Origin of the sequence: Azorhizophilus paspali, from assembly GCF_043587585.2 — a bacterium.
In the GTDB taxonomy this organism is placed as follows: domain Bacteria; phylum Pseudomonadota; class Gammaproteobacteria; order Pseudomonadales; family Pseudomonadaceae; genus Azotobacter; species Azotobacter paspali.
The window spans coordinates 3774079-3791845 of sequence record NZ_CP171449.1 but is presented as its reverse complement, the minus strand read 5'-3'; the positions used below and the strand labels follow the sequence as shown (position 1 = coordinate 3791845).

Below are 17767 nucleotides of genomic sequence, written 5' to 3'. Positions count from 1 at the left end.
CCTGCAGCCCTAAACAAGCTTGTCTTTCCCGTGTGCAGTCCGAAGGGCTAATTAAAAGTTGAGTTTTTTCTGGGCCCTTGGGAGTTCGCTGATTTCAAAATGATGCAGGTTTCTGCTGAATTCGGTTTCGGAACTCTTGATTTGTCTGGCATCGAGGCAAGTTCTCGTTGCGTCCAGCTCCTTCCTCAAGGTATTGACTTGCATGCTGAACTCATTCTTCACCTCCAGGATCAGGTTTTTGAAGTATAGGGTCAATATCAGAATCAAAGTACAAGTAATCCATCCTGAAGCCATTGTCACCTTGCACGCTTTTGTAATCGATACGATCGATGGAGTGGTTTTGGTGAAAATACCGCGCATGCCCGTTTTCCCCTGTCGGATGCCAAGTGCTTGGTTTTAATCTGTTTTTGATCCCCATGAGCGAATACTCTCCGTCCCACCTTTCCATAGGAGCCGAGTGTTCCGACGCATGAAAGTCGTAATGGCGCATTCATATAAGGACCCGGCAATGTCACGTTGTCTTGATATCGAGGGGCGGTAACCATATGGGTCGGGGATAACTTGGCTCCTTGGCGTGATGTCATATTGATTTCATTTTGATACTGAATGGCCATACATGGCTATTCGGTGTCGCTATAATATCGCGGCGTCATGAAAGTGCCACCTATCCGTGGCTTTTCCAAGTCTCCATGTGAAGTGCCATTATTTTGGCTTGCTTTGCTCGCCGAAAGGCTTGCACAAAGCTATCAGGGGATTTTCCGAGAGCGATCTGGTGGGCTTTGACGGAAAGCGCCATCTGCGAAGCGTCCGATACGCAAACGGGCAATTCGCGATAAGTGCCGCATGAGCTCGCCTTTCGTCCGGCAAGGTCGATAAATATGGCATATGGCTACCATTATGGGCTTCGCCGCATCGCCTGATGTCGCCTGCTTGAGTGGGGCTGGCGTGCCTTTAGGTATGTCCTTGCTTGTCAATAGTGGCAAATGAAAGATTTTTGCTTTTTCTTATAGCCGTTTGTCGGTATTCCCGAGATTTTGGAATAGCGCAATGAATTTTAAGTACAATGTTGCGAGGTTCGTGCTACCGATCGCCTAAGAAGCGTAGTGCTGAAAATATTTCTTTGTCGTTGTTTTGGGGAAAGCCATGCCTTCACCAGGACCAGACAGTATGAAACGAGGCCACCCGCGGGTGGATCTCGCGCTGCAGGGAGGCGGTGCCCATGGAGCTTTTACTTGGGGTGTGCTCGACCGGTTGCTCGAAGAGCCGGAACTCCAACTGGATGGCATCTCGGGAACTTCAGCCGGGGCCATGAATGCGGCCGTTCTGGTTGACGGCTATGCCAAGGGCGGGCCGGAAAGTGCTCGCTGCGCGCTGGAGGCGTTCTGGCGCCGGGTCTCGAAGGCCGCGCGCTTCAGTCCGTTCCGGCGCAGCCCGCTCGATGTGTTGCTGGGGCGCTGGACCCTGGACTACTCGCCCATGTTCCTGACCATGGACATGGTCGCGCGGGTGTTCTCTCCCTACGACCTGAACCCAGGCGGGAGCAATCCGCTGCGCGCCATCCTTGAGGAGTCCATCGACTTCTCGCATCTGGCCGACAGTCCGATCAAGCTGTTCGTCACCGCGACCAACGTGCGCACCGGACGCGGGCGGGTGTTCCGCAACGGCGATTTGACGCTCGATGCGTTGCTGGCCTCGGCTTGCCTGCCGAACCTGTTCCAGGCCATCGAGATCGACGGTGACGCCTACTGGGACGGGGGCTACGCCGGCAATCCCACGATCACGCCGCTGGTGCGCGAGTGCGAGTCGAGCGACACCATCCTGGTGCAGATCAATCCCATCGAGCGTCCGGGTACGCCGCGTTCGGCGCGCAACATCCTAAGCCGTCTCAACGAGGTTTCCTTCAACTCCGTACTGTTGAAGGAACTGAAGATGATCGCGCTGCTGCGTCAGATGGTCTGTCTCGGCGACAACGAAAGCGCCCGCTGGGCCTCGATGCGGATTCACCGGATCTCCAGCAATGTGCTGCTGGAGCTTGGCTACTCCTCGAAGCTGAACGGGGAGTGGGCGTTTTTGACGATGCTGCGCGACCAGGGCCGCAAGGCCGCCGAGGGTTTCCTCGAGGCGCATCGCCAGGACCTGGGCCGACGTTCGACGCTGGATTTGGACGTCCTGCTGGAAGGAGTGTGACGCCGCCGGCCGTCGTGCCGGCCGGCGCCTCAATGTGGTGGATATTGCGACAGCACCCGGGATACGGTCTCGCGGATCATCCGGGTGCGCTCGGCCGGATCGTAGGGCCCCTCGCGCAGGATCTGCTGGGCGCTGCCGCGCCAGACCAGCTTGCCGTCGCGGCTATCGTAGAAGTCGATCTGCAGGGTGCCGACCTGGTAGTCGTAGGTGCGCGTTTCGCCGAAGCCGGGGCCGCCCCAGTAGCCATACCAAGGATTACCCCAGTAGCCGCCGGAGTAGGAGGTGATCTGGCTCTGGCGCTGGTCGACGACCAGCCAGACCTGCACCCGGATGTCGCCCCGCCTACCGGACGGAGCCTGGCGCAGGCCGCGCTGGTCGAGCTGCTCGGCCACGGCGGCGCGTACGCGCTGCTCCGTCAGGTCGCTTCTAAGGCGCGGGTCAACGGGGCGGAACTGCAGCGCCGGCTCCTGCCAGCTCCAGGTGCGGTAGGCGCCAAAATCGCGGTTGGGGTCGAAGTCGCGCTCGAGCTGGATACTCTGGCAGGCGGCGAGTAGCAGTAGAAGAGACAGCAGCATACGGATTCGCATGGTGGTTTCTCCGATGGCGGTGCATGCGGCGGATGGCCCGTCGCGGACGTTGTTCCCCTCGCTTCGGCCGGTTTTTCCCCGAAAAGAGGGGAAAGGGCGGTTCGCTTTCCAATCTAAAATTTGCGCGTAACCAATCCATAACCGATCGGTGAGCGAGGATTTTCGAGCCTGCGGCGCTCGTGCGACTTGTCGATGGTCAAATGTTCTTGAAGGTCGATGGCAGGCTCCACTCGGGGCTACGGCGGAAAGCCTTGCAGGGCGAGCCGGGCCGCCTGCCGCAGGGCCTTGGCGCGGCCGCTTTGCTCGGTGTCGACGCGCGCCTCGCCGCTGCCGTGCCAGAACCGTCGGCCGTCCATGCCGGCGGTGAACGCGATGCGCACCACCAGCACCTGTTCCTTGTAGCGGTAGACGAGGGGAGCCCGGCCCCATACCCCGAAACGATCCCAGTGGTGGCCGTAGCCGTAGTAGCCGCCGAAGCGATCGTAGTAATCCCTGTAGATGCGGATACGTCGCTTCAGGGTCAACTGCGCACTGACCCGCAGATCCGCCTCGGCGCCCGGACGGGCCGGACGCAGGCCGCGCCGGTCCAGCTCGGCGGAGAGGATTTCCTGCACCTGGGCGGCATCCAGGCCGGCGTCGCCGTCCGGCGGGTGGTCGTGCAGCCAGGCCCAGTCGCGGTAGGCGGCGTAGTCCCTGGGCGGGGCCGGATAGACGCCCGGCTCCAAGGGTGCGGCGACCGCGGGTGGTGCCGGCGGCAGGGGTAGGGATTCGGCGCGGTAGGGATTGGGGCCCTGGCAGGCGCCGAGCGCGAAACAGAGCGAAAGTGCGGCCAGGCGATGCATGCGGGTGGCCCTCACCCCGGCGGGGAGCGGGGAAATGCTCGGGCTTCGTTCCTGGAGCGGCGATAGCCTCGTTATAAGCTTAGCAAGTCGGATGTGGCCGGCAGAGCCAATGCAGGTAGCGGCCGAGACCGGCGAAGGCCGGGTGACGGCGGTAGGCCAATTCCATTTCCAGAAGGTCGGGCAGTTCCGCCTTGGTCTGGAATTCCACCGGCATGTAGTCGTGGAAGACCCGCACGCCGCTTTCGCCGTCGATCTGCCAGGCGCTCCGCATCGCGGCCTTCAGCTCGCGCGGGTCGAGTGGGCGCTGCGGGGTCAGGCTGCGGCCTTCGCCGGCGAATTGTTCCTTGCGCAGCTTGCGGAAGTGAGCCTTGAGCAGGTTGCGGTAGATCAGCGCGTCCTTGTTGTAGAAGGCCAGCGACAGCCAGCCGCCGGGTGCGCTGAACTGGTGCAGCACGGGGAGGATGCGCAGCGGCTCGGCCAGCCATTCCAGCACGGCGTGGCAGAGCACCAGGTCGAACGGAGCATCGAGTCGGCCGGGCAGTTCCTGCCAGGACGCCTGGACGAAAGTGGCCCGCTGGCCGGCGGCAGCGAAGCGTTCGCGGGCGGCATCGAGCATCGGCGCGGCCGGCTCGGCGAGGGTCACGAGGTGGCCGCGCTCGGCCAGCCAGAGCGCCATGTGGCCGAGTCCGGCACCGACGTCGAGCACCCGCAGCGGGCGTTCGGGCAAGACTTCGGCCAGGTCGGCCTGGAGCACGGCGAGGCGGATCGCGCCCTTGGCGCCGCCGTAGATCTTCTCGGCGAAACGCAGGGCCAGGTCGTCGAAGTGGCGGTCGTTCATCGGGCGAAACGTCGTTCGCTGTCGGCCAGCTTGGCGCGTACCACCTCGTCCAGATCCAGGCCGAGTTCGGCGCAGAGCAAGAGGAGGTAGAGGACCACGTCGCCGATCTCCTGGCCGGCGTGCGCCAGTTCGTCGACGGGCAAGGCGCGGGATTCGTCCTCGCTTTTCCACTGGAAGATTTCCACCAGCTCGGCCATTTCCACGCTGGCGGCCATCGCCAGGTTCTTCGGGCTGTGGAAGTGTCGCCAGTGGTTGGCATCGCGGATGGCGTGCAGGCGGCGGGTGAGTTCGGCGGTGTTCATGGTTGGCTCCGACAAAAAGGCCGATAGCTTCGGCCCTCGGCGGCCGTGCCGCAAGTGCGGCTTGGCTGGGCCGTGCCTGTCAGTATTCCCAGAAGATCCGCTGCAGCTCCTTGCTGTCCTGCGTCCGGGTCAGCGCGACCATGGCGAGGATGCGCGCCTTCTGCGGGTTGAGGTCGTGGGCGACCACCCAGTCGTAGCGATCGTCCGGCTGTTCGGCGTTGCGCAGGACGAAGCCGCCTTGGTCGGCGCGTGAGGAGCGGATGATTTGCAGGCCTTCCTCGCGCAGCACGCGCAGGGCTGGCACCAGGGGCGCGGCGACCGAGCCGTTACCGGTGCCGGCATGCACGATGGCCTTGGCACCGGCTTGAGCGAAGGCCCGGTAGGCGGTGTCGTCGAGGTTGCCGTAGGCGTAGGCGATGTCGATCCGCGGTAGGCTGTCGATCCGACGGATATCGAATTCGGAGTCCAGCGTGTGGCGCTTGGCCGGCAGGCGAAACCAGTAGCTCTTGCCTTCCACCACCATGCCCAGTGGCCCCCAGGGACTCTTGAAGGCCTCGGTCTTGATATTCAGCGCCTTGGCGACGTCGCGCCCGGAGTGGATCTCGTCGTTCAGGGTCACCAGCACGCCCTTGCCGCGCGCCTGCGGATTGCCGGCCACGGCGACGGCGTTGTACAGGTTGAGCGCGCCGTCGGCGGACAGGGCGGTACCCGGGCGCATGGAGCCGACCACCACGATGGGCTTGTTGGTACGCTCGACCAAGGTGAGGAAGTAGGCGGTTTCCTCCAGGGTGTCGGTGCCATGGGTGATGACGATGCCGTCGACCTCGGGATTCTCCGCCAGATCGGCGACGCGCCGGCCAAGGGCGAGCAACTGCTCGTTGCCGAAGCTCTCCGAGGCGAGCTGGAACACCTGCTCGCCGCGCACCTCGGCGAGGTCCGCGAGTTGCGGTACGCCGGCGAGTAGTTGCTCGACCGGGACCTTGGCGGCCTGGTAGGTGGCGCTGTCGGCGGCGCTGGCGCCGGCCCCGGCGATGGTGCCGCCGGTGGCGAGTATGGTCACCCGCGGCCGTGGCGGCGCGCTTTCGCTTTTTGCGGCGTGCGCGACGGGCGACAGCAGCAGGCCCAAGGCGAGCAGGGCGGGGGCGAGCACGGGCAGGCAGGGCTTCATGCGCAGGCCCTCAATGCGGCAGGATCTTGGTGAGGAACTGCCGGGCTCGCTCGCAGCGCGCCGCGATGTCGCCGAAGAAGGCTTCCGTGGCGCAGTCTTCGACTATGTTGCCGCGGTCCATGAAGATCACTCGGTCGGCGACCTTGCGGGCGAAGCCCATCTCATGGGTCACGCACATCATGGTCATACCCTCCTGGGCGAGCTGGACCATCACGTCGAGCACTTCGTTGACCATCTCCGGGTCGAGCGCCGAGGTCGGCTCGTCGAACAGCATCACCACCGGGTCCATGGCCAGCGCGCGGGCGATCGCCACGCGTTGCTGCTGGCCGCCGGAGAGCTGGCCGGGATGCTTGTGGGCATGGGCTGCGAGGCCGACCCGGTCGAGCAGCGCCAGGCCCTTCTCGGTGGCCTCGGCCTTGCTGCGGCCGAGGACCTTGATCTGTGCCAAGGTTAGGTTCTCGGTGACCGTCAAGTGGGGGAACAGCTCGAAATGCTGGAACACCATGCCGACCCGGGCACGCAGCTTCGGCAAGTCGGTCTTCGGGTCGGCCAGTGAGGTACCGTCGACCTCGATATCGCCCTGCTGGAAGGGTTCCAGGGCGTTGACGCATTTGATCAGGGTGGACTTGCCGGAGCCGGACGGTCCGCAGACCACCACCACCTCGCCCTTGCGTACCTCGGTGGTGCAATCGGTCAGGACCTGGAAGTCCCCGTACCACTTGCTGACGTTTCGGATCGAAATCATACGGTTAACCTTTTCTGCAGACGCTTGACCAGTTGCGAGGCGGCGAAGCTGACGACGAAGTACACCAGGCCAGCGAAGATCAGGAATTCGTGGGGCTGGCCGATGATGTCGCCGTGCGAGCGAGCGGCGTTGAGAAAGTCCATCAGGCCGACGCTGTAGACCAGCGAGGTGTCCTGGAAGAGGATGATGCTCTGTTGCAGCAACAGCGGGGTCATCTTGCGGAAGGCCTGCGGCAGGATGACTAGGCGCATGCTCTGGCCATAGGTCATCCCCAGCGCCTGGGCGGCGCTCATCTGGCCGTGCGGAATCGACTGGATGCCGGCGCGGACGATTTCGCAGTAGAAGGCGGCCTCGAACATCACGAAGGCCACCAGGCAGGAGGCGAAGGCGCCTACCGGGGTGTCCTCTCCGGTGATCCAGCGCAGCACGAAGGGCACCGCGAAATAGAACCAGATGATTACCAGCAGCAGCGGAATGGAGCGGAAGTAGTTGACGTAGGCGGAGGCGATGCCGGCTAGCAGCGGGTTGTGCGAAAGGCGCAGGATCGCCAGCAGGGTACCTAGCAGCACGCTGCCGAGTACGCCTAGGGTGAGCAGCAGCAGAGTGGTCTGCATGCCCTCCCAGAGCGCTGGGAGCGCGGCGGGGATCGAACTGAAATCCATCACTTGCCTCCTCCGATCAGACCCGGCACCGCGACTTTTCGCTCGATCCAGCGCATAAGCAGCATCAGGCTCATGTTCAGGGTGAAGTAGATCAGCGTGGCCAGGGTGAAGGCCTCGAACAGGTTGGTGGTAAATTCCGCGGTCTGCCGGGTCTGCGCGAGCAGCTCCATCAGGCCGATCAGCGAAGCCACCGAGGAGTTCTTGATGATGTTGAGGAACTCCGAGGTCAGCGGCGGGATGATGATGCGAAAGGCCTGCGGCAGCAGCACCTGGCGGTAGATCTGTCCGCTTTGCAGGCCCAGCGCTTGGGCCGCGGCGGTCTGGCCCCTGGGCAGCGCCTGGATGCCGGTGCGCACCTGTTCGCAGACCCGCGCGGCGGTGAACAGGCCGAGGCACACCACCACGCTCAGGTAGGCCGAGGTGGCCGGGCTGAGGTCCTGCTTGAACCACAGCTCCAGCGGCGTGGGCAAGAGGTCCGGCACCAGGAAGTACCAGAGGAATAGTTGCACCAGCAGCGGTACGTTGCGAAACAGCTCCACGTAGGCGCTGGCGATGCCGGACAGCCAGCGGTTCGGCAGGGTGCGCAGCACGCCGAGCAGCGAGCCCAGCAGCAAGGCGATGATCCAGCCGACCAGGGCGACGGCGAGGGTCCAGCCGAAGCCGGCGACGAACCAGTCGAGGTAGATCTCGTCGCCGATTCCGGTGGACCTGAAGAACACGCCCCAGTCCCAGTTGTAATCCATAAGGGATTTCCTCCGATCTGCAGGGTGAGAGCGCCTGCACGGGGATGCCGTGCAGGACGCCGCCGCTTACAACTGCTCGGCGGCCTTGTCGGTGGGCTCGGCGATCAGTTTCTTCAACTCGTCGCTCATCGGGAAGTGGAGGTTCAGGCCCTTGGGCGGAATCGGCTGGAGGAACCACTTGTCGTAGATGGCGTTGATCTCGCCGGAGGCGAAGGTCGCGGTCAGGGCGCCATCGACCGCCTTCTTGAAGGCCGGGTCGTCCTTGCGCAGCGTGCAGCCGTAGATCTCGTAGGATTGCGGCGTGCCGACCACGGCCCAGTCGTCGGGCTTTCTGGCCTTGGCCATTTCGCCGTAGAGCAGCGCGTCGTCCATCATGAAGGCCACCGCGCGGCCGGATTCGAGCATGAGGAAGGCTTCGCCGTGATCCTTGGCGACGATGATGTTCATGCCCATCTGCTGCTTGACGTTCATGGCCTTGAGCAGGCGCTCGGATGTGGTGCCGGCGGTGGTTACCACGTTCTTGCCCTTGAGGTCGGGGAAGTCGGCGATGCCCGAGGTCTTCTTGGTCAGCAGGCGGGTGCCGACCTCGAAGATGCCCACCGAGAAGGCTACCTGCTGCTGACGTTCCTGGTTGTTGGTGGTGGAGCCGCACTCCAGGTCGACGGTGCCGTTCTGTACCAGCGGGATGCGCGTCTGCGAGGTGACCAGGGTGTAGCGCACCTTGAGTTCGGGCAGGCCGAGTTGCTGCTTGAGTGCCTCGACCACCTTCAACTGCAGGTCATGGGAATAGCCGATCGGCTGGCGCGAGGTGCCGCCCAGGTAGGAGAAGGGAATGGAGGCGTCGCGGTGACCGAGGGTGATGGTACTGGTGTCCTTGATCTTCTTCAGGGTGCCGGTGAGTTCTTCCGCGGCGAAGGCCGAGCTGGACGACAGGGCGATGGCCAGGGCGCTGCCCAGCAGGCAGGAGGCGATACGCATGAGTGTTTCCTCTACTCGTTGTTTGGACTGAGGGCGGTAGCCCGATCCGTCGGGGAGGCTCTACCGCGCTGGCTTCAAGTCTAAAGGCAGAATGCGTGCCAGTTGGGCAAAATACCCGATTTTCTTTTTTCCATATAATTCGAAAGGGATTTTCAGGGCCAGTGAAACGGGCGAAACCCCTCGCCTCGGGGCCTGGCCCTATCCGGCGGGCCGCACCTGCCTCACGGAGCGCCGCCGGCCCTTCGCCCGAGGCGGCGTCCCGGCCTGGGCAGGCGTAGTGCCAGCAGGAGCAGGGCCCAAGTGCAATACAGCAGCCACTGGCCGATGTCCGAGCGGACGATCCACAGCATGTGCAATAGCGCCAGGCCGAGAGTCGCGTAGACCAGGCGGTGCAGTTGCTTCCAGCGCCGGCCCAGGCGGCGCATGCTGAAGCGGTTCGAGGTGAGGGCGAGCGGTAGCAGGCTACACCAGGCCAGCGCGCCGACCAGGATGTAGGGGCGCTTTTGCAGCTCGGTACCGAGCTGGGCGAAATCCAGTCCCAGGACGAAGACCAGGTAGGCCAGAAGGTGTAGGCAGGCATAGGCGAAGCACCACAGGCCGAATTGGCGGCGCACCTGCCCCCAGCCGCTCCAGTGCGTCGCCCGTTGCAGCGGCGTCAGGCTCAGGGTCAGCAGCAGCAGGATCAGGGAGCCCTGGCCGAGGCGTTCGAGCAGCACCTTGCCCGGGTCCGGGCCGAGGGCGAAGATCCAGGCCTGGTACAGCCAGACGGGCGGCGGCAACAGGGCTGCGACGAATACGGCGCAGCGCCAGAGCGGATGTTTCATCAGTAGTCCTTGGTCAGGTCCATGCCGGCGTAGAGGCCGGCGACTTCCTGGGCATAGCCGTTGAACGGCAGGGTATCGCGCAGGTTGGGACTGAACAGGCTGCCCGGCAGGCGCCGTTCGCGTTTCTGGCTCCAGCGCGGGTGGTCCACGGCGGGATTGACGTTGGCGTAGAAGCCGTACTCCTCGGGCGCCCGGCTCTGCCAACTGGTGTAGGGCTGGCGTTCGGTCAGGCTGATGCGCACGATCGATTTAATGCTCTTGAAACCGTACTTCCAGGGTACGACCAGCCGTAGCGGCGCGCCGTTCTGGTTGGGCAGCACGCGGCCGTACATGCCCACCGCCAGGACGGTCAGCGGGTGCATCGCCTCGTCCAGCCGCAGGCCCTCGCGGTACGGCCAGTCGAGCAGGGCGAAGCGCGAGCGCTGGCCCGGCATGTGCTCGGGATCGACCAACGTCTCGAAGGCCACGTACCTGGCGTTGCCGGTAGGCTCGGCGCGCTTGAGCAGTTCGGCGAGGGGGAAGCCCAGCCAGGGGATCACCATCGACCAGGCCTCCACGCAACGCAGCCGGTAGATGCGCTCCTCCAGTGCGTGTGGGCGGACCAGATCTTCCAAGGCGTATTGGCCCGGCTTGCCGACCTCGCCGTCGATCCACACGCTCCAGGGTTCGGTGGGCAGCCGGCCGGCGTTCGCCGCCGGATCGCCCTTGTCCGGGCCGAACTCGTAGAAGTTGTTGTAGTGGCTGGCATCCTGGAACGGGGTGAGCGCCTCGCCTGGCGCCTCGACCGCCTGCCAGCGGGTATCGGGCAGCTTCTCGGCGAACCAGACGGGCGGCCGGCCCGGTTCGACGCCGGCGTAGCGCTGGCTTTCGGCGCGGGACCGGGCGGGCAGGGCGGCGGCGCCCAACGCCACGACTCCGGCGCCGAGAAAGCGCCGGCGCGACAGGTAGACGGACTCCGGGGTGATCTCGGAGGACGGGCAGTGCGAGCGGGGCGGAATCTGGATCAGCATGGTCGTTTCTCGAACGGCGGCGGTCGACGGTACCCATGGCGGCCCTCCGGCGCACGGGGGCGGCACGCAAGACTAGACTTTACGGCAGTACAGGGAGGAAAGCCCATGCGGATCAAGGATAACGTGTATGTGGTGAGCGGCGGGGGGGCCGGGCTGGGCGCGGCGACGGCGCGGTTGATCGTCGAGCGCGGTGGCCGGGTGGTGCTGGCCGACATCGATCGCGAGGCCGGCGCGCTGGTTGCGGAACTGGGCGAGCGGGCGTGTTTCCTGGAAACCGATGTGACCCGCGCCGACAGCGCCCACGCCTGCTTCGAGGCCGCCGTCGGCATGGGATATCTGCGCGGCCTGGTGAACTGCGCCGGTATCGCCCCGGCGGAGAAACTGGTCGGCGCGCGGGGCCGCATGCCCTGGAAACCTTCGCCCGTACCCTGGAGATCAACCTGCTGGGCAGCTTCAACATGATCCGCCTGGCCGCCGCGACCATGCGCGAGACGGCGCCGGATGCCGTGGGCCAGCGCGGGGTGATCGTCAATACCGCCTCGGTGGCGGCCTTCGAGGGGCAAATCGGCCAGGCCGCCTATGCCGCCTCCAAGGGCGGCATGGTGGCGATGACCCTGCCGAGAATTGTGCCAGCACGGCATTCGCGTCATGTGCATCGCGCCTGGGGTCATGGAACCCACCATGCTGCTGGGCATGCCAGCCGAGGTGCAGGCATCGCTGGGCCGGATCGTGCCCTTCCCGCCACGGCTGGGGCGGGAAGGGGAGTTCGCCGTGCTGGTGGAACACATCTTCGCCAATCCGTATCTGAACGGCGAGGTCATCCGCCTGGATGGCGCTATCCGCATGGCTGCCCGCTAGGTGCGCCCTGCTTTCGTCAATAACCGCCAGCGAGGACGTCACATGTCCCAGGACCCGGTTGTCATCGTTTCCGCCGCGCGCACACCGCTTGGCGCATTCCAGGGCGAACTCTCCGGGCTGAGCGCGCCGTGGCTGGGCGGTGTCGCCGTGCGCGCGGCGCTGCAGCGGGCCGGCCTTCCCGGCGAGCAGGTGCAGGAGCTGATCCTCGGCTGCGTGCTGCCAGCCGGGCTCGGCCAGGCGCCGGCCCGCCAGGCGGCGATCGAGGCAGGTTTGCCACTATCGGTCGGTTGCACCACGGTCAACAAGGTGTGCGGCTCCGGGATGAAGGCCGCCATGCTGGCCCATGACTTGCTGCTCGCCGGCAGCGCCGAGGTCGTACTGGCCGGCGGCATGGAGTCCATGAGTAACGCCCCCTACCTGCTGCCTGGCGCGCGCGGCGGCTACTGGCTCGGGCATCGGCAGGTGCTCGACCACATGTTCTTCGACGGTCTGGAGGATGCCTACTTCGACCGGGGCCGGCTGATGGGTACCTTCGCCGAGGATTGTGCGGCCAGCTACGGTTTCGGCCGCGAGGAGCAGGACGCCTGGGCCATCGCCTCGACGCGTCGCGCCCGGGCGGCCATCGAGTCCGGCGCCTTCGCCTGGGAAATCACCCCGGTGAGCCTTTCCGGCCGCCATGGCGAGGTGCTGGTCGAGCACGACGAACAGCCACCGAAGGCACGTCTGGAGCGGATTTTCGAACTCAAGCCGGCCTTTCGCGAAGGCGGTACGGTGACGCCGGCCAACTCCAGCTCGATTTCCGATGGCGCCGCCGCGCTGCTGCTGATGCGCCGCTCCACGGCCGGACGGTTCGGGCTCGCGCCCCTGGCGACCGTCGTCGGCCATGCCAGCCATGCCCATGAGCCGCGGCTGTTTCCGACCGCGCCGGTCGGCGCGATGCGGAAACTGCTGGAGCGGCTCGGCTGGTCGGTCGGCGACGTCGACCTGTGGGAAATCAACGAGGCCTTCGCGGTGGTGACCCTGGCGGCGATCCACGATCTTAGGCTCGACCCGGCGCGGGTCAATGTCCATGGCGGCGCCTGCGCCCTGGGACATCCGATCGGCGCGTCCGGCGCGCGTATCCTGGTTACCCTGCTGGGCGCCCTGCGCCGCGGCGGCGGACGGCGTGGCGTCGCCAGCCTGTGCATCGGCGGTGGCGAGGCGACGGCGATGGCGGTGGAAATGGCCTGACAGGCGGGAGGACACTCCCGCCTGGAACGCTTAGTGCTGCTGGCGGCCACCTCCGTGGCTGTTGCGGCCTCCCTTACGGCCAGCCTCGGAGGCTTTTTTCGGGTCGTTGGCAAAGTTGCCACCGCTGTTATGCCCACCCTTGCGGCCGGCTGCGGCGGCCCGTTCGGGGTCGTTGGCGAAGTTTCCGGGATTGGCGTGTTTGGGCATGGCCTTTCTCCTCGCGAGCTGGTGAAGTGCGCAGTCCGGACAAGCGTCTGGCTGCACAGTTACTGAGAGAAGCCTATAGGCAGAGTTCCGGTTTTTCCGGCGAAGGGGTGGGCAGTGGATGGGTGGTAGGGGCCTGCTCGACAGGCGGTCGCCGGACAGCCGCTCGTCGGCAGGCTAGATGGCGGGAATGGGCCGGCGAAAGCCGTTCCCGCCAAGGAGCGTGAAAATGGCCGGACAGGGAAGAAAAGCTATTTGCTCAGGCGCCAGGTGCGCCGTGGCTTGTTGGAGCGCGACAGGCGCCAGTCGCCCCGGGCGCGCGGCAGGGTAGCCTCCGGTAGGTCTTCGCAGCTATGGATTTCCAGCCCTGGTTCGAAATGTTTCTTGGGGTCGAGCACGGTGTTCTTCTTCATCTTGTCCACGTGTAGATACCCATGGATCGGCGGCGCCTGAGCGCATTAGTTAGCTGATTCTTGTTTTCCTGTTTAGTGGGCGGCGCCCCGGCTGTCAAAGCGGGAACGACCGGCAGGGACGACGGTCGGCTCGGGATGGGCGTCCGCTCGAGGATGGCATGTGGCGGGAGGGACGGGCTACCCAGGTCGAAGTCGGCGGCCCGGCCAGCGAAGGCATCGGCGCCTGCGAGCCGGCGCCGTGTTGGCGACCGGCAAGCTCGGAGGTTGCAAGGCGCGGATCAATAGCTTTGCAGCTCCTCGCGCAGGCGGGCCAATTGGCCGTCCAGTTCGGTGGCGTAGGGTTCCAGCAGGTACTCGATCGTGGCGGCGCCCTCCGGATTGGCGAGCAACCGCAAGCGCGCGCACTGGCGGACTGCGGGGTCCTCGCCGATCTGCCGCTCCAGCAGCAGGACGTTGTGGCTGTACTGCGCCAGGGTCAGCGCGGCCTGGCCGCCCGGGCTGAGCAGCAGGGCCGCCTGGCCGAGGCCGGCGAGCTTGTCGCCGCGCGCGAGGCCGAGCTGCAATTGCAGGCCAGCGTCGCCGGCGGCCTTGAGCTTTAGCTCGGATTTCAGCGAACGCAGCAGTTCGGCGCAACAGATGGCGCCGGCCAGGTAGTCGTCGCCGCACTCGCGGCGATGGAATAGCAGCAGGCCGCCGTCCTCGTCGAGCAGGTGCAGTTCGCCACCGTAGAACGCCGCAGCCTGCTCCAGGCTGTCGCGATAACGCCGGCGCAGTTCCGCCAGCCGTTCGCGGGACAGGCTGCGCAATTGGTCCGCGGGATTGAGCTGGATGGCCAGCACAGCGCTCTCGCGAGCCTGGCGGTGCGAGGCGGGCGCGGGAGCGATGTCTCTGTCGAAGTCCACGCCGAAGCCGGGCTCGTCGCCGGCATCATTCGGGACCAGCCGGCGCAGCGGCGGGGCCTCGTCGTCCAGGTCGTCGATATCGGCGCGCAGACCGGACAGGGGATACGACGAGGACTCCGCCCTGGCCTTCGTCGCGCCGAGTCGCGAGGCTTCGGGCGCCGCCACGTTGCGCTTCGCCGGCTCGGGTGTGGCGAAGGGCGGCACCGCCGTGTGGGACGTGGGGCGTGAGACCGGCTTCCCGGCGGATGCCTTGGCTGTCGAAGGCGCATCGGACAGATAGCGCGACAGCTCGTCGTCCTCGAGTCCGTCGGGCGCCGGGCGGGACGCCCGCTCAGGAGCGAAACGGGTTCGCAACTGGCGGGCCAGGTCGCCGATCTCGTCCTGGCGTTCGGCGCCGGGAGGCTGGTCGTCCGGCTCGCGCAGCCAGACGCGCAGTTGCAGCAGCGGCGTGGAGATGCCGTAGCCCAAGCGCAGGCCGAGAATCAGCGTCAGCAGCAGCAGGCCCAGACCGAGCAGGCCCATGTTGCGCAGGCCGATGATGAAGGGCTCGCGGAACTGCGGCATGTTCAGGACGATGCGCAGGTGACCGGTCACACTGTCCTGGAAGGTGATGGGCCGGGCATGGAGGCTGAGATCGCCTTCCGGCGGCATCCGCGGCGGACGGTTGCCGGCTTCGGCGAGCAGGTGGTTGTCCGCGTTGTAGACGGCCGCGTGGGCGACCAGTGGGTTCTTCGTCAAGTTGCCCAGCAGCACGTTGAGGCTGAGGATGTCGTTGGCCACCAACAGATGGCTGGCCGCGGCGCTGGTCTGGGTGGTCAGCGTCTGGCCGAGGGCGTCAGCCTGCTCGTGCATGGTCTGGCGGACCTGCAGACCGACCAGCCAGGAATACAGGGCCAGGGCTAGGATCACCAGCACCAGGCTGTGGCTGACGATACGCAGGGAGACTGGGACGCGCCGCTGGCACAAGGCGCGGAACAGCAAGACGAAGAAGTTTTCGGGTTTGGCGGAAGTTGGCCGGGTCACTGATCGCGGCTCGTGAAAAATTCGGGTGGGCAGTATACGGAATGCCGGGCGCGCGCAGTAAGGCTTGACGTGGGGAAACCGCCCGGCGGGGTGTATCCGGCAAAGTGGGCGGCCGGCCGGGAAGCGCTCGGCGCGGCGGGCCCTGCTAGAATGCCGCCTTCTTTGCCATGGGAGACGGCGCCTTGCGCGAAATTGTCCTGATCAATCTCACCGGGCCGGATCGTCCCGGCCTGACCGCGTCCGTCACCGGCGCGCTGGCCCGCTGTGGGGCGGGCATCCTCGATATTGGCCAGGCGGTCGTCCACGACATCCTGTCGTTCGGCATCCTGGTCGAGGTCCCGGCCGGGAGCGAACTGTCGATCCTGCAGAAGGAGCTGCTGCTCGTCGCCCACGGGCTCGGGCAGCAGGTGCGTTTCACCTCCGTTTCCGAAGCCGAATACGCGGCCTGGGTCGCCGACCAGGGCAAGCCGCGCTACATCGTCACCCTGATGACGCGCCGGGTGACCGCCGCGCAACTGGAACGGGTCAGTGCGATCACCGCCCGCCACGGCCTGGAAATTGAGCAGATCGACCGTCTGTCCGGACGTCTGCCTCTGGACACGCCGGAGGCGCGCAGCAAGGGCTGCATCGAGTTCTCGGTGCGCGGCGAGCCGGCCGATCCGGCGGCGCTGCGCGCGGAGTTCTTGTTGACGGCCCAGGAGCTCAACGTCGACATCGGTTTCCAGCTCGACACGCTGTTCCGGCGTATCCGCCGTCTAGCGGTGTTCGACATGGATTCGACGCTGATCGAGGCGGAGGTGATCGACGAGTTGGCCAAGGCCGCCGGCATCGGCGATAAGGTCGCAGCCATCACCGAGCGGGCGATGCGCGGCGAGCTGGATTTTTGCGCCAGCTTCAAGGAGCGCCTGGCGTTGCTCAAGGGGTTGCCGGAGGAGGTGCTGGCGGAGATCGGCGCCTCGCTGCGCCTGACCGAGGGCGCCGAGGTGCTGTTCGCCGAGCTCAGGCGCCTGGGCTACAAGACGGCGATCCTCTCCGGCGGTTTTTCCTACTTCGCCCGCCAGGTACAGGCCAAGCTGGGCATCGACTACGTATTCGCCAACGAGCTGGAAATCGTCGACGGCAAGGTCACCGGGGTGGCCGTCGAGCCGATCGTCGACGGTCAGCGCAAGGCCGACCTGCTGCGTCAACTGGCCGCGCGGGAAGGCCTGTCGCTGGAGCAGACCATCGCCGTCGGCGACGGCGCCAACGACTTGCCGATGCTCGGCCTAGCCGGTCTCGGTGTGGCCTTCCGCGCCAAGCCGTTGGTCAGGCAGTCGGCCAGGCAGGCGATTTCCAATCTCGGCTTGGACGGCATCCTATACCTGCTCGGCTATCGCGACCGCGACGGCATCCGTTAGAGCCTGTCCACGATCTGCTGCGCGTTGGCCCCGCTGCGTTAAAAACAGGCTCGGAATGCTCATTTACCCTGCGTAAACTCCGCTTCCTCGCCTGTTCTCGCCTTGCGTGCCCTTAGCTCGCAAGATTGTGAACAGGCTCCTAGGTCGGGGCCTGATCGCCGCCTTGAGTACGCCGTCGCGCTGGTCGGCGAACAGGTCTTAGGCGGCCTCGATGTCGTCCAGCCGGTACTGGTGGGTGACCAACGGCTTGAGGTCGATGCGCCCCGAGGCGACCACGTTGAGCAGGCGGCGCGCGCGTTCCTTGCCGCCGGGGCACAGCGAGGTGACGATGCGGCTGTCGCCGAGGCTGGCGTGGAAGGCGCCGAGAGGAATGGTCAAGTCGCTGGAGTAACGCCCAGGCTGGATAGGGCGCAGGTCGGCCTGGGCGTCGGGCACCAGCACGTATTCGGCTTGGGTGCCGTCGATGCTGTTGCCCAAGCGCTAGCCGCCCATCGGCTTGTAACCGTGGCAGGCGCGGCCGCCATCCTGGCAGGCATAGGCGCTGAAGCTCGGGCAGACGGCGCCGGCGATGACCCGCTGGCCTTCGCTGTAGCCCTTCGCGTTGCTGCCGAGCTTCTCGACGATGCCCGCCGGCTCGTGGCCGATGGTCAGGCCCGAGGCCAGCGAGTATTTGCCCTTGAGGATGTGCACATCGGTGCCGCAGATGGTGGTCGTGGTGATGCGCACTAGGGCGTTATCCGGTCCGACGTCGGGGATGAGCTTGTCCTGTAGTTCGATGCGGCCGGGTTCGACGAACACGGCGGCTTTCATCATGGGCATGGCGGTTTCCTTTTCCGGGCGGGCGATGTTGGCAG

The 17767-nt window shown here is 65.7% G+C and carries 18 protein-coding genes and 2 pseudogenes; 4 read left to right on the top strand and 16 right to left on the bottom strand.

Annotated elements, in window-relative coordinates:
- Window positions 1–211: 211 nt before the first annotated feature.
- A complete protein-coding gene (locus tag ACGI6K_RS18320; protein ID WP_376949052.1) occupies window positions 212–418 on the bottom strand; it encodes a hypothetical protein in 207 nt (68 codons plus the stop codon).
- 749 nt (window positions 419–1167) lie between these two features.
- Between ACGI6K_RS18320 and ACGI6K_RS18315 the strand changes: the two genes are divergently transcribed.
- A complete protein-coding gene (locus tag ACGI6K_RS18315; protein WP_376949050.1) occupies window positions 1168–2187 on the top strand; it encodes a patatin-like phospholipase family protein in 1020 nt (339 codons plus the stop codon).
- A 29-nt stretch (window positions 2188–2216) separates the two neighbouring features.
- Here ACGI6K_RS18315 and ACGI6K_RS18310 read toward each other — a convergent pair whose 3' ends face one another.
- From ACGI6K_RS18310 to msrP, 11 genes are all read right to left on the bottom strand, one after another.
- A complete protein-coding gene (locus ACGI6K_RS18310; RefSeq protein WP_376949156.1) occupies window positions 2217–2762 on the bottom strand; it encodes a DUF4136 domain-containing protein in 546 nt (181 codons plus the stop codon).
- Window positions 2763–3010: 248 nt separating this feature from the next.
- Entirely contained in the window at window positions 3011–3616 is a 606-nt protein-coding gene (locus ACGI6K_RS18305) for a DUF4136 domain-containing protein (RefSeq protein WP_376949048.1), read from the bottom strand.
- A 79-nt stretch (window positions 3617–3695) separates the two neighbouring features.
- A complete protein-coding gene (locus ACGI6K_RS18300; protein ID WP_376949046.1) occupies window positions 3696–4454 on the bottom strand; it encodes a methyltransferase domain-containing protein in 759 nt (252 codons plus the stop codon).
- Window positions 4451–4756, bottom strand: a complete 306-nt coding sequence (locus tag ACGI6K_RS18295) for a MazG-like family protein (protein ID WP_376949044.1) — start codon at window positions 4754–4756, stop codon at window positions 4451–4453. The genes ACGI6K_RS18300 and ACGI6K_RS18295 overlap by 4 nt, the downstream gene beginning before the upstream one ends.
- Window positions 4757–4835: 79 nt before the next feature.
- Window positions 4836–5924, bottom strand: a complete 1089-nt coding sequence (locus ACGI6K_RS18290; protein WP_376949042.1) for an asparaginase — start codon at window positions 5922–5924, stop codon at window positions 4836–4838.
- A 10-nt stretch (window positions 5925–5934) separates the two neighbouring features.
- On the bottom strand, window positions 5935–6669 hold the full coding sequence (locus ACGI6K_RS18285) for an amino acid ABC transporter ATP-binding protein (RefSeq protein ID WP_376949040.1): 735 nt from the start codon (window positions 6667–6669) through the stop codon (window positions 5935–5937).
- Window positions 6666–7334, bottom strand: coding sequence for an amino acid ABC transporter permease (locus ACGI6K_RS18280; protein ID WP_376949038.1), 669 nt, complete (start codon window positions 7332–7334; stop codon window positions 6666–6668). Before ACGI6K_RS18280 ends, ACGI6K_RS18285 begins: the two co-directional genes overlap by 4 nt.
- Window positions 7331–8074 carry an amino acid ABC transporter permease gene (locus tag ACGI6K_RS18275; RefSeq protein WP_376949036.1) on the bottom strand — a complete coding sequence of 248 codons (744 nt, stop codon included), beginning with the start codon at window positions 8072–8074 and terminating at the stop codon, window positions 7331–7333. Before ACGI6K_RS18275 ends, ACGI6K_RS18280 begins: the two co-directional genes overlap by 4 nt.
- Window positions 8075–8140: 66 nt before the next feature.
- Window positions 8141–9052, bottom strand: coding sequence for a glutamate/aspartate ABC transporter substrate-binding protein (locus ACGI6K_RS18270; protein WP_376949034.1), 912 nt, complete (start codon window positions 9050–9052; stop codon window positions 8141–8143).
- A gap of 221 nt (window positions 9053–9273) precedes the next feature.
- Window positions 9274–9876 carry a protein-methionine-sulfoxide reductase heme-binding subunit MsrQ gene (msrQ, locus tag ACGI6K_RS18265; RefSeq protein ID WP_376949032.1) on the bottom strand — a complete coding sequence of 201 codons (603 nt, stop codon included), beginning with the start codon at window positions 9874–9876 and terminating at the stop codon, window positions 9274–9276.
- On the bottom strand, window positions 9876–10886 hold the full coding sequence (msrP, locus tag ACGI6K_RS18260; RefSeq protein WP_376949030.1) for a protein-methionine-sulfoxide reductase catalytic subunit MsrP: 1011 nt from the start codon (window positions 10884–10886) through the stop codon (window positions 9876–9878). Before msrP ends, msrQ begins: the two co-directional genes overlap by 1 nt.
- A 105-nt stretch (window positions 10887–10991) precedes the next feature.
- Between msrP and ACGI6K_RS18255 the strand changes: the two are divergent.
- Together ACGI6K_RS18255 and ACGI6K_RS18250 are read left to right on the top strand one after the other, a co-directional pair.
- Window positions 10992–11744 (top strand): annotated as a pseudogene (locus ACGI6K_RS18255) (SDR family NAD(P)-dependent oxidoreductase).
- Between the two features lie 42 nt (window positions 11745–11786).
- Complete coding sequence (locus tag ACGI6K_RS18250) at window positions 11787–12974, top strand: acetyl-CoA C-acyltransferase (RefSeq protein ID WP_376949028.1); 1188 nt, start codon at window positions 11787–11789, stop codon at window positions 12972–12974.
- 30 nt (window positions 12975–13004) lie between these two features.
- Here the strand turns inward: ACGI6K_RS18250 and ACGI6K_RS18245 are convergent, their stop codons facing one another.
- The 3 genes from ACGI6K_RS18245 to ACGI6K_RS18235 all read right to left on the bottom strand — a co-directional run bounded on the left by ACGI6K_RS18245 (window position 13005) and on the right by ACGI6K_RS18235 (window position 15516).
- Window positions 13005–13181 (bottom strand): general stress protein, encoded by a 177-nt coding sequence (locus tag ACGI6K_RS18245; protein ID WP_012699409.1) that lies wholly within the window; start codon window positions 13179–13181, stop codon window positions 13005–13007.
- 248 nt (window positions 13182–13429) lie between these two features.
- Window positions 13430–13591: a hypothetical protein gene (locus tag ACGI6K_RS18240; protein ID WP_376949026.1), complete on the bottom strand. Its 162-nt coding sequence runs from the start codon at window positions 13589–13591 to the stop codon at window positions 13430–13432.
- A 278-nt stretch (window positions 13592–13869) separates the two neighbouring features.
- The gene (locus tag ACGI6K_RS18235) at window positions 13870–15516 is read right to left on the bottom strand and encodes an AhpA/YtjB family protein (protein WP_376949024.1); all 1647 of its coding nucleotides are present in this window, start codon (window positions 15514–15516) and stop codon (window positions 13870–13872) included.
- Window positions 15517–15698: 182 nt separating this feature from the next.
- Between ACGI6K_RS18235 and serB the strand changes: the two genes are divergently transcribed.
- Window positions 15699–16913: a phosphoserine phosphatase SerB gene (gene serB / locus ACGI6K_RS18230; RefSeq protein ID WP_376949022.1), complete on the top strand. Its 1215-nt coding sequence runs from the start codon at window positions 15699–15701 to the stop codon at window positions 16911–16913.
- Between the two features lie 198 nt (window positions 16914–17111).
- On the opposite strand, the pseudogene ACGI6K_RS18225 reads toward serB, so the two are convergent.
- Window positions 17112–17732 (bottom strand): annotated as a pseudogene (locus ACGI6K_RS18225) (alcohol dehydrogenase catalytic domain-containing protein).
- Window positions 17733–17767 lie beyond the last annotated feature (35 nt).